The organism is Parvimonas micra, from assembly GCF_021300775.1.
Classification (GTDB): Bacteria; Bacillota; Clostridia; order Tissierellales; family Peptoniphilaceae; genus Parvimonas.
In genome coordinates this window covers 533,739-549,800 of the sequence record NZ_JAJTJP010000001.1, presented here as the reverse complement: position 1 = coordinate 549,800, position 16,062 = coordinate 533,739, and the positions used below count along the sequence as shown (strand labels likewise).

General features: G+C 26.7%; 13 protein-coding genes. All 13 read left to right on the top strand.

From position 1 onward, the window contains the following. Positions 1-79 precede the first annotated feature (79 nt). Positions 80-1,444: an MATE family efflux transporter gene (locus tag LW893_RS02700; RefSeq protein ID WP_233055683.1), complete on the top strand. Its 1,365-nt coding sequence runs from the start codon at positions 80-82 to the stop codon at positions 1,442-1,444. Positions 1,445-1,516: 72 nt separating this feature from the next. After that, positions 1,517-1,870 (top strand): Asp23/Gls24 family envelope stress response protein, encoded by a 354-nt coding sequence (locus LW893_RS02695; RefSeq protein WP_233055682.1) that lies wholly within the window; start codon positions 1,517-1,519, stop codon positions 1,868-1,870. Between the two features lie 9 nt (positions 1,871-1,879). Continuing rightward, entirely contained in the window at positions 1,880-3,502 is a 1,623-nt protein-coding gene (locus tag LW893_RS02690; protein ID WP_233055681.1) for a DAK2 domain-containing protein, read from the top strand. Between the two features lie 88 nt (positions 3,503-3,590). Continuing rightward, positions 3,591-5,618 (top strand): ATP-dependent DNA helicase RecG, encoded by a 2,028-nt coding sequence (gene recG, locus LW893_RS02685; protein WP_233055680.1) that lies wholly within the window; start codon positions 3,591-3,593, stop codon positions 5,616-5,618. Positions 5,619-5,724: 106 nt separating this feature from the next. Next, positions 5,725-6,303 (top strand): hypothetical protein, encoded by a 579-nt coding sequence (locus LW893_RS02680; protein WP_233055679.1) that lies wholly within the window; start codon positions 5,725-5,727, stop codon positions 6,301-6,303. A 190-nt stretch (positions 6,304-6,493) separates the two neighbouring features. Next, complete coding sequence (gene pyrH / locus LW893_RS02675; protein WP_233055678.1) at positions 6,494-7,207, top strand: UMP kinase; 714 nt, start codon at positions 6,494-6,496, stop codon at positions 7,205-7,207. 2 nt (positions 7,208-7,209) lie between these two features. After that, positions 7,210-7,767: a ribosome recycling factor gene (gene frr / locus LW893_RS02670; RefSeq protein WP_233055677.1), complete on the top strand. Its 558-nt coding sequence runs from the start codon at positions 7,210-7,212 to the stop codon at positions 7,765-7,767. Beyond that, positions 7,767-8,483 carry an isoprenyl transferase gene (locus LW893_RS02665; protein WP_233055676.1) on the top strand — a complete coding sequence of 239 codons (717 nt, stop codon included), beginning with the start codon at positions 7,767-7,769 and terminating at the stop codon, positions 8,481-8,483. Before frr ends, LW893_RS02665 begins: the two co-directional genes overlap by 1 nt. Continuing rightward, the gene (locus LW893_RS02660; RefSeq protein ID WP_233055675.1) at positions 8,483-9,265 is read left to right on the top strand and encodes a phosphatidate cytidylyltransferase; all 783 of its coding nucleotides are present in this window, start codon (positions 8,483-8,485) and stop codon (positions 9,263-9,265) included. The genes LW893_RS02665 and LW893_RS02660 overlap by 1 nt, the downstream gene beginning before the upstream one ends. Continuing rightward, entirely contained in the window at positions 9,265-10,302 is a 1,038-nt protein-coding gene (rseP, locus tag LW893_RS02655) for an RIP metalloprotease RseP (RefSeq protein ID WP_233055674.1), read from the top strand. Before LW893_RS02660 ends, rseP begins: the two co-directional genes overlap by 1 nt. Continuing rightward, positions 10,302-11,357, top strand: coding sequence for a flavodoxin-dependent (E)-4-hydroxy-3-methylbut-2-enyl-diphosphate synthase (gene ispG / locus LW893_RS02650; RefSeq protein ID WP_233055673.1), 1,056 nt, complete (start codon positions 10,302-10,304; stop codon positions 11,355-11,357). The genes rseP and ispG overlap by 1 nt, the downstream gene beginning before the upstream one ends. A 1-nt stretch (position 11,358) precedes the next feature. Beyond that, positions 11,359-15,654, top strand: coding sequence for a PolC-type DNA polymerase III (locus LW893_RS02645; protein ID WP_233055672.1), 4,296 nt, complete (start codon positions 11,359-11,361; stop codon positions 15,652-15,654). 133 nt (positions 15,655-15,787) lie between these two features. Continuing rightward, positions 15,788-16,060: a 30S ribosomal protein S20 gene (gene rpsT / locus LW893_RS02640; RefSeq protein ID WP_233055671.1), complete on the top strand. Its 273-nt coding sequence runs from the start codon at positions 15,788-15,790 to the stop codon at positions 16,058-16,060. Positions 16,061-16,062: the final 2 nt, after the last annotated feature.

Below are 16,062 nucleotides of genomic sequence, written 5' to 3'. Positions count from 1 at the left end.
ATGCGAAGCATCTTGGAAGTGTAGGGTTCTTATTTGAAATTATTTTTATTAAGGTATATAATTTAATTGGAGTGATTTTATGAATACAAAAATTTTTAACAAGAGTTCTGAAGAAAGAAGAGAAATGATTTTAAGTGAAAATGTAATGAAGACTATTTTCTTATTAACTATACCAGTATTTATGATGGGTATTGTTCAATCTTTAATTCCTATTTCTGATGGCTTATTCTTAAATAATAAAGCTGGTTATGTCATAGCTGGGGCTATTGGGTTTTCACAATCAGTTATAAATATTTTAAATGCTTTTTCTCAAGGACTCAGTGTTGCAGCTTCTGCAATAATAGGACAACTATATGGAAAAGGAGATATTGAAAAAACTAAACAAGCTTCGGTTCAAATTTTAGTTTTATCTTTTATAATTGGATTATTACTTTCTCCAATTTGCTTGATTCTTTCGTATATAATTTCGAGAGGTGTAAATGAAGAGCTTTCAACCCATGTATTTCAATACTTGGGATTATATTCTTTTGTATTACCATTTTTATTTATGGCTGCTATATTTAATTCTATAAAAAATGGTACGGGACATCCTGAAGCACCATTCTTAAGAATGATCATATTATTAGTTTTAAAAGTAATTTTTAACACTATATTTCTTTCTATACTAAATCTAGGAGTTATTGGTGCAGTATCAGCATCATTTATGTCATATCTTTTAATAGGGATTTGGATGTATTATGATCTTTTTTTAAAGAAATCTGATATGCAATTATCTTTACGTAAATTTAAATTTGATTTAGAATTTATAAAAAAAACAATGGAGTTAGCTATTCCTAGTGTAATATCATATATTTTAGTATATATTGGATTCTTTTTAATTAATAAAGAAGTAGTTAAATATGGTTCAATTGCTTTAAATGCTTCTACAATTGCATCAAATATAAATTCTATTTATTTTGTTTTACCAACCAGTGTAGGAACAACTGTTACTACAATGATAAGTATGAACATAGGGAATGGCAATTCTAAAAATGCAAAAAAGATTTTTTATTATGGAATATTGTTTTCATTATTGATTGTCTTTTCAATCATAATTATTTTTACACCATTAAACCCATATATTGTAGATTTATTTCAAAAGAATCCAGAGATTACTAAAATAACAAATAAAGCTCTTACAATATATATGTATTCGGTTATTGGTTTTGGAATATTTACTGTTGAACAAGGAGTATTTATAGGACTTGGACGAACAAAAATGCCATTATTAACAGGTATAATGAGAGTTTGGCTTCTAAGATATATTTTTATAATTTTTACAGAAAAGTACTTAGGAGTGTATTCTATTTTTTGGGGTAATTTATTTTCTAATTGTATGGCAGCATTTATATTTTTCTTTTTTGTATTAAGAGTAAAATGGGAATCAGCAATTAAAGATTTGTAAAATATATTGATTTTTTTTCTAAAATTTGATATAGTAATCTATATACTTATGTATAAATTAGGAGGTATTTATATGGAATTTAATAATGAATTAGGTAAAGTTTCTATTAATCCTGTTGTGGTTAAAACAATCGTAGCTAATGTTTTAAGAGAAAGTTATGGAGTTTGCGGATTAGCTAATGTTTCTCCTAAAGATGGAATTTATCAACTTTTAGGTTGGGATAATTCTAGTAAAGGTGTTCATGTTGTACTTAAAGAAAATAGTATTTTTATAGATTTGCATATAGTTATTCAATATGGAATAAAAATATCAACTGTTTGTGAAAATATCATAGAAAATGTAAAATATAATGTTGAAAACTTAACAGGATTAACTGTTAAAAAGGTTAATGTTAATGTTCATGGAATTAAATTAGAAGATAATTAGGAGGAACTTATGATAAATAGTGAACAATTGCAAATGGCATTTGTAAGGGCTCGTAATTATCTTGAATCCAATAAAGAGATAGTTAACAGCTTAAATGTATTTCCAGTTCCAGATGGAGATACTGGTACTAATATGTCATTGACTATGAAGTCTGCAATAAAAAATTTAGAAAATTCAAAAATAAATACTTGTGCTGACGTAACAAAAGCAATAAGTGATGGTGCTTTGATGGGTGCAAGAGGAAATTCGGGAGTTATTTTATCTCAAATTTTAAGAGGATTTTATTTGGGAAGTAAAGAAAGTGTAACTCTTGATGTTGAAACAATTAAAGAGTGTTTTGTAAATGCTTATAAAGTAGCTTATAAATCAGTAATTAAACCTACAGAAGGCACAATTCTTACAGTAATTAGAGAAATGGGAGAATATGCCGAAGCTAATTATACTAGATTTGATGATGAAGTTGAGTTCTGTAAAGAAATTTTAAAGGAAGGCTTTAGAAGTTTGGAAAAAACTCCTGAAATTCTACCTATTTTAAAAGAAGCTGAAGTAGTTGATGCTGGTGGACGTGGATTAATGTATCTTTTAGAAGGTGCATTAGGAGATGAAATTGTAGAAATTAAAAACACATATGAATTTAATAAACCAGCAAGAATTGAACATTTAGCAGCACAACAAGATGAAGATATTAAATTTGGATACTGTACTGAGTTTATGGTTACTAGTGATTCAGAAGAATATGGTGTTTTAAGAGATAAGCTTGCAAGTATTGGAGATTCTTTAATTGTTGTTAAAGGAGATAATATTATAAAAGTACATGTTCATACTAACCACCCAGGACAAGCAATTGAATGGGCATTAGAATTTGGACCATTACATGACTTAAAAATTGATAATATGAGAAGACAACATAATCATTTACATCATACTGATAAAGAAGTTGAAGAAGCTAAAAGTTCTGAAGAAGCAAAAGAAAATAAAAAATATGGTTTTATTTCTATATCAACTGGAGAAGGTATAGATGAGATTTTTAAAAGTATGGGAATAGATGAAATTATAACTGGCGGACAAACAATGAATCCTTCAACTGAAGATATTTTAAAAGCAGTTGAAAAGATTAACGCTGACGATATTTTTGTTTTTCCAAACAATAGTAATATAATACTTGTTTCAGAACAAGCTGCAAAAATTTCAGAAAAAAGACTTCATGTTATTAAGACTAAACAAATACCGCAAGCTTTTAGTTGTTTATTTAATTTCGATGAATCTTTATCTGTAGAAGAAAATGTTGAGCTTATGACTGAAGCGATTTCAAATGTAAAAGTTGGACAAATCACATATGCACTTAGAGATACTGAAATTGAAGGTGTAAAAATAGAAAAAGACGACTTTATGGGTTTAAATGAAAACAAGATTACAATTTCAGAAAAGAAAATTGAAGATACATTTGAAAAACTTATAGATCAACTAGTTGATGCAGATTCTTCTATAGTAAGTATATATTACGGAGAAGATGTTAAAGAAGAAGAAGCTAGTAAATTAGCAAAATTAGTTGAAAAAAAATATGAAGATATTGAAGTAGAATTAGTATATGGTGGCCAACCACTATATTATTATTTAATCTCAGTAGAATAATAAGCTTAATAGTATATAATAATTTATTATTTTACTTTTATTTTAAAAAATTAAAAAGTCCGAAAGGACTTTTTTTGTAAGGATAATTATGGAATTAAAAGATATTAAAGGAATAGGAGAGAAAAAATTAGCTCTTTTAAATAAACTTGGAATTTTTACAGTTAATAATTTATTAGAGTATTTTCCATATTCTTATATAGATACTACAAAATTCAAAAAAATTTCTGAAATAACTGAAGAAGGAAGTTATTCATATAGATTAAAGATAATTTCTTTAATGGAAAATAGAAAGAAAAAGAATATTAGAGTTACAAAATTTTTGGCAATGGATGAAGAAATGAATTATTGTACAATAGTATATTTTAATAATATTTTTATTTCAAAAAATTTAAAGATTAACAATGTATATGAAATGTATGGAAGAGCTAAACTGCTTGGAAAAAATGTTGAAATACAATCTCCAACTATGCAAAACAAAGTAAATATAATTGGTAGTGTAATTCCACAATATCATTTATGCAAAGGGATTTCAAATTTAGACTTAGTTAAGATTATTCAAAATTTATTAAAAAAGAATTCATATTTTGAAGAAAAACTACCTAGTAATATTCTAAATGAATTAAACTTAGAAAGCTATGACAATGCAATTAGGAACATTCATTTTCCAAAAGATAATGAAAGTTTTATTAGAGCAAAAAGAAGATTAGCCTTTGATGAAATTTTTTATTTTCAACTATCTATGAAAAAATTTAAAAAGAAAAATGATGATGCTATTAGTTTTCAAATAAAAGATGAAACATTAGAATTTATAAATTCTTTAAGTTTTAAATTGACAAATTCACAAAACAAAGTTTTAGAGGATATTTTTAATGATATGTCTTCTGATAGACAAATGAACAGATTAATTCAAGGGGATGTTGGTTGTGGTAAAACGATAGTTTCATTTATAGCAATGTTTAATGTTGTTAAAAATGGATTTCAATCTGTTTTAATGGCTCCTACTGAAATATTAGCAAGACAACATTTTGAAAATGCTATAGAACTTTTTGAAAAACATAATATTAAAGTTGAATTACTAGTAGGAAGTTTGAAAGAATCAGAAAAGAAAACTATAAGAGAAAAAATAGAAAATGGACAAGTTGATATCATAATTGGGACACATGCTGTATTTCAAGAAAAAGTCGTATATAAGAATTTAGGATTTGTTATTACAGATGAACAACATAGATTTGGAGTTAAACAAAGACTTTTACTTTCTAAAAAATCAAAAAATCCAGATATATTAGTTATGAGTGCAACACCTATACCTAGAACAGTAGGACTTGTAATGTTTTGTGATTTAGATATTTCTACTATTGATGAGTTACCTAGCGGAAGAGGAAAGGTAAATACTTATTTTGTGGATGAAAATTATGAAGATAGATACATGAATTTTATAAAAAAACATATATCAGAAGGACGTCAAGCTTATATAGTTTGTCCACTTGTAGATGAAAGTGATACATTGGAGTTACAGTCAGTTATAAATTTATATGAACGTTTAAAAGAAAGATATTTTCAAGACATTGAAATTGAGTTTATACATGGAAAGATAAAACCTGTTGACAAAGATAGGATAATGAAAAATTTTGAAAACGGAAAAATAAAAGTTCTAGTTGCTACAACTGTAATAGAAGTAGGTATTAATGTTCCTAATTCTAATATAATGGTAATTTATAATGCTGAAAGATTTGGACTGAGTCAGTTACATCAACTTAGAGGAAGAATTGGAAGAGGAAATTACGATAGCTTTTGCATTTTAGTTAGCAATAATAAAAGTACAAGTGTAAAAAAGAGAATGGATATAATGTGTTCATCAAATGATGGGTTTTATATTTCAGAACAAGATTTTTTACTAAGAGGATATGGTGATATACTTGGATATCGTCAATCAGGTGAAGCAAGATTTAAAATTTTAAATATCCAAAAAGATTATGACCTTTTAAAATCTGCTATAAAATATGTTGATAAGCTTTTGAAGGATGATTTTAATTTTGAAAAAGAAGAAAATCAAGTTGTAAAAAGAAATGTTGACGAGTTTATCCAAAATCTAAGTGAAAATATAATTATGAATTAAGATAAATATTATTGTTTGTCTTTTTTTATATAATTTATAGTAATGATTATTGAATTCGTTAATTTAATGTGATATAACAAAAGAGAAAATTATGGAGATATAAAAAATGATGAAAAGATTTTTTAAAATTTTAATTTTTAATTTTTGCTTTTTAATTCTTTTTTCTTCTTGTAAAAGTTCTAAAGTTAGTATAGATAAATTTAGAAATAAAGTATTTTTAGCAAATGACAATGGACGTATTGTATTTCATATGGATAAAGTTAATATAAAATATCCTGACTATTGTTGGAACAAAAATTCAGGTGTTATAGTTGATAAGAATGGAGAAGTTTTTAAAAAACCAAACAGAGAAGAAGCCTTCTTTGAAGCCTTTAACCTAAAAATAGAAGTAAGGAACGGGAAAAAATATATAAATTCTGATAGTAAGTTTTATCCAAATTATAGATTTGAAATCAAAGATGAATTTACGATTTTAGATACACTTTTGGGGATAGAATATGTTGATAATTTGAGTAAATATGGAATAGAGAGTGATGGCAACGAATATATAAACGCTTATAAAGAAGCTAAGGATTTAGTTGATCAATATAAAAATACAGTTAAAGGTATGGAGAATAATAAAGATGAACTTTCTCCAAAAGTTAAAGATGAAATAGAACGAGAAATGAAAAACGATAAAAAATAAAATATTTTACTGATAAAAAATAAGATAAGATTGGAATTATATTTCAATCTTTTTTTAAATTCTTAAATACAAAATTTAATTTTAATATATTTTTTGAAGTTTATATATTTATAAATAAATTTAAAATATTGAAAAATTTTCGAAAAAATGATACACTTATTGTATAAAATTAAAGGAGAAAGACTGTCTTATGGATTTAGATTTTAAAAGGGTAGTTATTAAACTTAGTGGAGAAGCTTTATCAGGAGGAATCGGACATGGCCTTAATGATGAAACTATAGAAAAAATATGTAAATCAGTAAAGGATGTATATGATTTAGGAATTCAAATATGTATAGTAGTTGGCGGTGGTAACTTCTGGAGAGGACGTTCTAGTGAAAAAATTGAGAGATCAACTTCAGATCACATGGGTATGCTTGCTACAATAATAAATTCATTAAGGTTACAAGCTACACTAGAAAATATGGGTGTGCCAACTAGAGTGCAGACAGCAATAAATGTTCATGAAGTTGCAGAACCTTTCATAAAAAGAAAGGCTGAACGTCATCTTGAAAAAGGCAGAATCGTAATTTTTGGTGCGGGTACAGGAATGCCATATTTTTCTACAGATACCACAGCTGCCTTAAGAGCTGCTGAAATGCATGCAGACGTAATTTTACTTGGTAAAACAGGAACAGATGGTATATATGATAAAGATCCAAATAAATTTGAAGACGCGAAAAAATTTGAAGAATTATCATATATAGAAATTTTAAATAGAGGTTTAGGAATAATGGATGCTACTGCTACTTCACTTTGTATGGATAATGATATTCCATTAATAGTTTTTGGAATTGATGATCCAGAAAATTTAGTTGCAGTTGCAAAAGGTGAAAAAGTAGGAACAATAGTTAGGGGGAAATAATAATGCATAAAGAAATTATAAAAGAATTAGAAAGAAAAATGTCAAAATCTATAGAAGCTTATGAAACGGAATTAACAACTGTTAGAGCTGGTAGAGCAAATCCAGCAATTCTAGATCAGTTTAGTGTAGATTATTATGGAACTGATACACCTATTAAACAAGTTGCTTCAATTTCAGTTCCTGAAGCTAGATTACTTGTTATTCAACCGTGGGATGCATCATTAATAACTCCAATAGAAAAAGTTATTTTAGCATCAAATTTAGGAATTACACCTTCTAATGATGGAAAAGTTATAAGATTACCATTCCCAGCATTAACTGAAGATAGAAGAAAAGAGTTAGTTAAAGTTGTTAAAGGCTATGCTGAAAATGCAAAAATAGCTGTTAGAAACTTAAGACGTGATGCTATAGATAAGTTAAAAAAATTAGAAAAAGATAAAGAAGTTAGTGAAGATGAATTAAGACAAGCTGAAGAAGAAGTTCAAAAAGTTACAGATAAATTTATCAAAGAAGTAGATGATATTACAAAGTCTAAAGAAAAAGAATTAATGGAAATTTAATGAGAGTTATAGATTTTACAAATATACCTAAACATATAGGTATAATCATGGATGGTAATGGAAGATGGGCAAAAAATAGATTTTTGCCTAGAATTGCTGGACATAAAGAAGGAATGAATAGAGTAGTTGATATTGTTGAAGAATGTTGTAAAATTGGAGTTAGAACTTTAACTTTATATGCGTTTTCAACTGAAAATTGGAAAAGACCAGAGGAAGAAGTAAATGGTCTTATGAATATTTTAGTTATTTATATAAATTCTCAATTGAAACGTATTTTAGAAAATAATATAATTTTTAGAGTTATTGGTGATTATAGCAAGTTACCTAGTTCTATTGTTAAGCTACTTGATAATAGTATTGATAAATCTAAAGATAATAATGGAATGGTATTAAACATTGCACTTAATTATGGTGGAAGAGCAGAGATTATTTCATCTATAAAAAATTTATATAAAGATATTGAAAAAGGAAAATTCTCTTTAGATGAATTAAATGAAGAAAGTTTCAAAAATTATTTGTATACTAAAGAAAATTCAGATGTTGACTTAATGATAAGAACAGGAAATGAAAAAAGAATTAGTAATTTTTTAATTTATCAATTAGCATATTCTGAATTCTATTTTACAGATGTTTTGTGGCCGGAATTTTATGCTGATGATTTATATGATGCTATTTATGATTTTCAAAATAGAAATAGAAGATTTGGGGGAATATAATGAATAGTTTTATTAACAGAACTATAAGTGGAGCTTTGATGTTAGTAATATCTTTTATTTGTATCTATATTAAAGGTTCTGCACTTATTGCTTATAGTATAGCAATAGCATTATTATGTTTAGTTGAGTTGTTTAAAACATTTAAATTAAACGACATATTAATTGAATGTACTAGCATTTTATTTTCCATTGTTGTGTTATATTTTATAGGAACTTCAAACAAAAATTTAGTATTAACTTCATTTTCATTATATTTTCTTGTAGTATCAATTTATTATTTGTTTTTTAATAAAATTAATATTGTAAATTTAGGGAAATTAATATTTTCATTTATCTATATTACTGTACCTATGGGTGTTTTTTTAAGACTAGGAGAAACATATCTACTATGGGTTGTTTTCTTTATTTCTTGGGGTACAGATACATTTGCTTATTTATTTGGCATGATATTTGGGAAACATAAATTGTATCCAAGTATTAGCCCTAAAAAAACAGTTGAAGGTTCAATAGGAGGAATAATTGGTTCTCTGTTACTTTTAATTTTATTTAATATTTTTGTTTTAAAATATAATTTTACTTTTATAATAGTTTCTGGAATATTACTTTCAATTGTTGCACAAATAGGTGATTTGTTTGCATCTAAAATTAAAAGAGAAATAGGCATAAAAGATTTTAGTAACATTATAAAAGGACATGGTGGATTTTTAGATAGATTTGATAGTATTATTTTTGTAACTCCTTTAGTATATATTCTTTTTAGTATATTTGGAGGTAGTATTTAATGATTTTAAAAATAATAGTTGCACTTTTAGTGTTTATGGTTGTTGTTGTAGTCCATGAATTTGGGCACTTTATATTCGCTAAAAGAGCTAAAATAAAAGTAAATGAATTTGCAGTAGGTATGGGTCCAAAAATAATTGGAAAGCAAAAAGGAGATACCTTGTATTCAATCAGAGCATTACCACTAGGTGGTTTTTGTGCCATGGAAGGTGAAGATGAATCTGAAGGAGAAAATGATGAAGAATTAGACTTTTCAAAAAGAGGACATTTTAATGGTGCATCAATAGGAGGTAGAATTTTAACTATTTTTGCTGGACCTTTATTCAATTTTATATTAGCTTTTGTGATTCTATTTGCATTATTTGGAATTAGAGGACATCAAACAACTACAATTGGAAGTGTTAAAGAAGATTCAATCGCTCAAAAATATGGAATTGAATCAGGAGATGTTATTGTAAATATAGGCAATTATAAAATTGAATCTTGGAAAGATGTACAAACTTCATTATCAAAATTAGATAAAGAAGATACAGTAGTCAAGGTTTTAAGAAATGGACAAGAAAAGGAAATCAAAGTTAAATTTGAGGATTCAAAAGAAAAAGTGTTAGGAGTAACTTCAAAACTGGAGAGAAATATAATTGTTTCTCTTAGAGAAAGTATAAATACATTTTTTTATTTTATAAGTTCAATGTTTGATATATTAAGACAATTATTTACAGGTAAAGTAGGGGTTGGACAATTATCTGGTCCAATAGGAGTAGTTGGTGCAATAAGTAATGCTGCTAGTAATGGTTTGTATTCTTTACTATATATAACAGCATTTTTAAGTGTAAATTTAGGTTTTATTAATTTATTACCTATACCAGCTTTAGATGGAGGTAGACTAGTATTCCTATTTATAGAATTAATTTTAGGAAGACCAATTTCAAGATCAAAAGAAGGTCTAATTCATACGATAGGATTTATATTTTTAATGGGACTTATTTTATTTGTTTCCTTTAAAGATGTAATAAGATTAGGAATATTTGGAGCAAATTAATGGAAAGAAAAATAACTAAGAAAATTTATGTGGGGAACGTACCTATTGGAGGTGGTTCTCCTATTTCTATACAATCAATGACAAATACAATTACAAAAGATGTAATTTCAACGGTTAATCAAATTAATCAATTTGCTAGAGAAGGATGTAATATTAGCCGCTCTGCGGTAAATGATTTAGATGACGCTTTAGCTATAAAGAAAATAAAGTTATTAACTACAATACCTTTTATTGCAGATATTCAATATGATTATAAACTAGCGATAATGGCTGCAGAAAATGGAGCTGATTGTTTAAGAATTAATCCAGGAAATATTGGAGGAAGAAAAAAGGTAAAAGAGGTAGTAGAATGTTGTAAATATCATAACATTCCAATAAGAGTAGGGGTTAATTCGGGTTCTGTAAATCAAAAGTTTATAGATAAATATAAAGGTGTTAATAAGGAATCAATTGTTTATAGTGCATTAGATCAAGTTGAATTTTTAGAATCACTAAATTTTGATCAAATTAAAATATCAATAAAATCAAGTAATGTACCAATTTGTGTTGAATCATATGAACTTTTAAGTAGTTTATGTGATTATCCTTTGCATTTAGGAATTACTGAAGCTGGTCCTAGCTTTAGAGGTACAATTAAGTCTTCTGTTGGACTTGGTATTATATTGGCAAAAGGTATTGGAGATACTATCAGAGTATCCTTGACAGGAGACCCTGTAGAAGAAGTTAAAGTAGGAAAAGAAATTTTACGTTCTTTAGGTATTCTTAAGGATGGAATTGATTTAATCTCTTGTCCAACTTGTTCTAGAACAAAGATTGATTTAATTAATATAGTTGAGCAAGCTGAAAAAGAATTAAAACATGTAAAGAAAAATTTAAAAATAGCTATTATGGGTTGTCCTGTAAATGGACCTGGAGAAGCAAAAGAGGCAGATTTAGGAATTGCAGGAGGTAATGGTAAAGGACTTATTTTTAAAAAAGGACAAATTATTAAGAAAGTCGATGAGAAAGACTTATTAAAAGAGCTAATTAATGAAATAAATAAATTGGAGGAATAGTATGTATAGGAGTTTAAAAAGTTTTTATTTTTCACAACGTAAAAATTATAGCTTGTCAGAAGATTTTATTATAGATGAGTTTATTTTTGGTGATGATAAAATAGATTTTAAATTACTTACTGACTCTAATGATATAGGAATAGATGAGCTTATCGTTTTAGATAAAGAACTTCATGAAATATTTAATGGACGAGAAGTAAATTTTTCGGTTCAAAATATTATAGATTCGAATTATCCAAAAAGATATTTCTATTATATAAAATATGATGAATTTATTAATGAAGTTCAAAAACTATTGAAAAATCACGGTTTTTCTCTTACTAACAATGATAGAATAAATTTTTTAGAAGATTATATAGAGATTTATATATCAAATTCTATTTGTAGATTCAAACTACTTTCTAATTCGTTTTTAAATGATATAAAAGAATTTATTTCACAAAAATTTAATGATGAAGTAGAAGTACTTATGTTAAATAGTTTACTTACAAAAGATGAAAAGAGTATTGAAAAGCTTGAAAACAAACTTGAAGATAAAAGAAAAGAAATTATAAAAGTAAATGAAGTAAAAGTAGATAAAGTTAAAGTTATTAAAGATAATACTAAAGATGCTGATATTTTTAAAATAGGAAAAAAAATATCAGATAAAGAACCTCTTTTGAATATCTCTGAATTAGATCAAAACAGTGGTTATTGTAAAATTCAAGGAAGAGTATATGATTTAGAAATAAGAGATTTAAAGAATGGAAAAAAATTAGCTTTATTTGATTTAGAAGATGAGACTTCTGCCATGAGTTGTAAGTGTTTCTTAGATGATAAAAAATTTTCTGTTTTTAATGAACATATAAATTCAAAGTCCATAGAAAATGGAATTAATATAACTGTCACAGGTAGAGTTGAATACGATCAATATTCAAAATGTATTGCTATGATGATTGATGGAATTGAAAAAGCACCTAAAATTGTTTATAGTGATAATTCAACTGAAAAGAGAGTTGAACTGCATTTAAATTCTCAGATGAGCGGTCTTGATGGATGTGTAAATCTAGAATTATTAAAAACTCGATTACAAGATATGGGTCATACAGCAATTGGAGTAACAGATATTGGTGTTGTTCAAGCATATCCACAAATTATGGATTTATTTGGAAATGGAGAAATTAAACCGCTATATGGAATTGAATTAAATTTATTAGAAGATAATCCAAGAATTTTGTATAATTACAAGGAAGGAACAAAATTTAATAAATTTGTAGTTTTTGACATCGAAACAACAGGCCTTTCTCACTTAAAGAATAATATAACAGAAATTGGAGCGGTTCTAATTGAAGATGGAAAACTTATACGTAGATTTAATGAATTAATAAATCCTGAACAAGAAATTTCAGATGAAATTATAGAATTAACAGGTATAACAAATGAAATGGTTGCAGATAAACCTTTAATCAGTGAAATTTTACCTAAATTTATTGAATTTGCTGAAGATGCAGTTTTTGTAGCACATAATGCTGAATTTGACATTTCTTTTATAAGAACAAATTGTAAAAGATTAAATATTGAATTTAATCCTACATTCATAGATACAATGGGTTTTGCTAGAGCAGTATTACCACATCTAAAAAATCATAAACTTAATACATTATCTAAAGAGTTGGGAGTTAAATTATTAAATCATCACAGAGCAGATTCCGATGCTGAAGCTTGCTCTGGAATTTTGTTAGAGTTAATTAAAATAATTGAAAAAGATGGTAAAATATTTGATAAGAATATAAACAGTATTGAAACAAGTTGGCCTGTATCAAGGAATATTTCTTTTAATTCAATAATATATGTAAAGGAAATGAAAGCATTAAGTGGTTTTTATAAAATGATTTCTGAAGGTTTGATGAAATATTTTAGAAAAGTTGGTGGATTTCCTAAGTCTAGATTAAAAGAATATAGAGATGGACTTTTGATAGGTTCAGGAAATTGGGATGGAGAACTATTTAGAGCTTTCGTTGATGAAAAAAGTGAGGAAGAAATTTTAAATATTGCTGAATTTTATGATTTTCTTGAAATTCAACCAATTTCAAATTTAAAACATCTATATTATAGAGGAAAAGTATTAGAACTTGACGATTTAAAGGAAATAAATAACAGAATTTTCAAGTTAGGGAAAAAACTGAATAAGTTAGTAGTTGCTACTGGAAATGTTAAATATCTCGATAAGAATGATTATATTTTTAGAAATGTAATTTTATATGGACAAGGTAATAGAAACTTAGAAAAGGAAGGTTCCTACTATTTTAGAACAACCACAGAAATGCTTGAAGAATTTTCTTATTTAGGAAAAGATGAAGCATACGAAGTTGTTGTTAAAAATACAAATGTATTTAAGGATATGTTAGAGAACATTTTACCAATTCCAAATGGAACTTTTCCACCATTTATTGAAGGTTCAGATGATGAATTAAGAAAAATTTGTTATGATAAAGCTAAGTCAATATATGGAGATAATTTACCAAAAATTGTTAATGATAGATTAGAAAGAGAATTAAGTTCAATAATTAAGAATGGATATGCAGTATTATATATAATCGCTCAAAAGTTGGTTTGGAGATCTAATGATGATGGATATTTAGTAGGTTCTAGAGGATCTGTTGGGTCATCATTTGCTGCAACAATGGCAGGTATTACTGAAGTTAATCCTTTAATTCCACATTATATATGTCCAAAATGTAAATTCTCAGAATTTCATGAAGAATATAGTGGACAATCCGGTGTAGATATGCCTGATAAAGAATGCCCGCATTGTAAAACGAATATGATTAAGGAAGGACATGATATCCCATTTGAGGTATTTTTAGGATTTGATGGAGATAAAGAACCTGATATAGATTTAAACTTTGCAGGAGAATACCAATCAACTTGTCATAAGTATACCGAAAAATTATTTGGTGCTGACAAAGTTTATAGAGCTGGAACTATTGGTACAATTTCAGATAAAACAGCATTTGGTTATGTTAAAAAATTTGTAGAAGAAAAAGAATTAAATATGACTGCTGGTAATATAAGAAGATTTGCAAGAAAAATTGTAGGGGTTAAAAGAACGAGTGGTCAACATCCTGGCGGAGTAATGATAGTTCCTCACGATAAAGAGATTTATGATTTTACTCCAATTCAGTATCCTGCTGATGATCCCACTTCTCAAACTATGACTACACATTTTAGTTATAAATCTATAAGTGGTAGAATATTAAAACTTGACTTGTTGGGTCATGATGTTCCTACAATAATTAAACATCTAGGAGATTTGACAGGTGTAGACCCATTAAATATTCCTATGGATGATAAAGAAACTTTAAATATTTTTTACTCAACAGAAAGTTTAAAGTTTGTAGATGATAAAAACAAAGATGGGGTTGGAACTCTTGGAATTCCAGAATATGGTACTAATTTTGTAAGACAAATGTTGCTTGATACTAGACCAAAAACTTTGACTGAACTTATAAGAATTTCTGGACTTTCTCATGGTACAGATGTATGGTTAGGTAATGCTCAAGAACTTATAAGAAAAGGGATACCACTTAATGAAACAATATGTACTAGAGATGATATAATGACATATTTAATTTTTAACGGTTTAGATAATAAACGTTCATTTAAAATAATGGAAACTGTTAGAAAAGGAAAAAGTCTTGATGAAGAAACTGAAGTATATATGAGACAAAATGGGATACCTGAATGGTATATTGATTCTTGTAAAAAGATAAAATATCTATTCCCAAAAGCTCATGCTGTTGCTTATGTAATGATGAGCTATAGAATTGCTTATTTTAAAGTACATTTTCCTGAAGCTTTTTATGCTACTTATTTTACAACAAAAATAGATAACTATCCGGGAAATCTTATATATAAAGGACTTAATGCGATTCAATCAAAAATGAAAGAAATTTTAGAATTAGGAAAGTCAGCTTCAAAAAAAGATCAAGATGTTTATGATATTCTTGAAGTTGCTGAAGAAATGTATCTTAGAGGAATAGTTGCAAGTAAAGTAGACTTAGAAAAATCTCATTTTTCTAGATTTTTAATAGATGGTAAAGGGAAAATTTTGCCGCCGTTTAGAGCATTAGATTTTGTTAGTGATGTAAACTCAAGTTCAATATATGATGAAGTTAGGAAATTACCTTTTATTTCAATAGAAGATTTTCAAGAAAGAACAAAAATTAATAAAAATGCTTTAGAATCTTTAAAAGAACATGGAGTTTTAAATGATTTACAGCAAACTAATCAAGTTAGTTTATTTGACTTAATGTAATGAAAGAACTGTGAATTCATTTTCACAGTTCTTTATTTTTATAGTAACTGAATAAAATATTTTACAAAAAAGACTTGAAAAAAATATCTTATTATAGTATAATATTACTGTTATTTTTGAGGAGGTGAAATAAATGGCAAATATAAAATCAGCAATTAAGAGAATAGATGTTACTAAAAAAGAAACTCTTAAAAATAAAAGTAGAAAATCTGAAATAAAAACTTATATTAAAAAATTCGAATTAGCTTTAGAAGAAAATAATTTAGAAGTTGCCAATGAGTTATTAAGAAAGATTGATAAGAGACTTAAACAAGCTACTTTAAACAGTGTTTTTCATAAAAATGCCGCATCTAAAAAGGTAAGCAAATTAAGTAAAAAATTACATGATGCTTCAACACAAGCGTAAAT

What these genes read in the sequence shown, in the direction of transcription:
- LW893_RS02700 (WP_233055683.1), top strand. Translation starts at nt 80, where the DNA reads ATGAATACAAAAATTTTTAACAAGAGTTCTGAAGAAAGAAGAGAAATG.
- LW893_RS02695 (WP_233055682.1), top strand. Translation starts at nt 1,517, where the DNA reads ATGGAATTTAATAATGAATTAGGTAAAGTTTCTATTAATCCTGTTGTG.
- LW893_RS02690 (WP_233055681.1), top strand. Translation starts at nt 1,880, where the DNA reads ATGATAAATAGTGAACAATTGCAAATGGCATTTGTAAGGGCTCGTAAT.
- recG (WP_233055680.1), top strand. Translation starts at nt 3,591, where the DNA reads ATGGAATTAAAAGATATTAAAGGAATAGGAGAGAAAAAATTAGCTCTT.
- LW893_RS02680 (WP_233055679.1), top strand. Translation starts at nt 5,725, where the DNA reads ATGATGAAAAGATTTTTTAAAATTTTAATTTTTAATTTTTGCTTTTTA.
- pyrH (WP_233055678.1), top strand. Translation starts at nt 6,494, where the DNA reads ATGGATTTAGATTTTAAAAGGGTAGTTATTAAACTTAGTGGAGAAGCT.
- frr (WP_233055677.1), top strand. Translation starts at nt 7,210, where the DNA reads ATGCATAAAGAAATTATAAAAGAATTAGAAAGAAAAATGTCAAAATCT.
- LW893_RS02665 (WP_233055676.1), top strand. Translation starts at nt 7,767, where the DNA reads ATGAGAGTTATAGATTTTACAAATATACCTAAACATATAGGTATAATC.
- LW893_RS02660 (WP_233055675.1), top strand. Translation starts at nt 8,483, where the DNA reads ATGAATAGTTTTATTAACAGAACTATAAGTGGAGCTTTGATGTTAGTA.
- rseP (WP_233055674.1), top strand. Translation starts at nt 9,265, where the DNA reads ATGATTTTAAAAATAATAGTTGCACTTTTAGTGTTTATGGTTGTTGTT.
- ispG (WP_233055673.1), top strand. Translation starts at nt 10,302, where the DNA reads ATGGAAAGAAAAATAACTAAGAAAATTTATGTGGGGAACGTACCTATT.
- LW893_RS02645 (WP_233055672.1), top strand. Translation starts at nt 11,359, where the DNA reads ATGTATAGGAGTTTAAAAAGTTTTTATTTTTCACAACGTAAAAATTAT.
- rpsT (WP_233055671.1), top strand. Translation starts at nt 15,788, where the DNA reads ATGGCAAATATAAAATCAGCAATTAAGAGAATAGATGTTACTAAAAAA.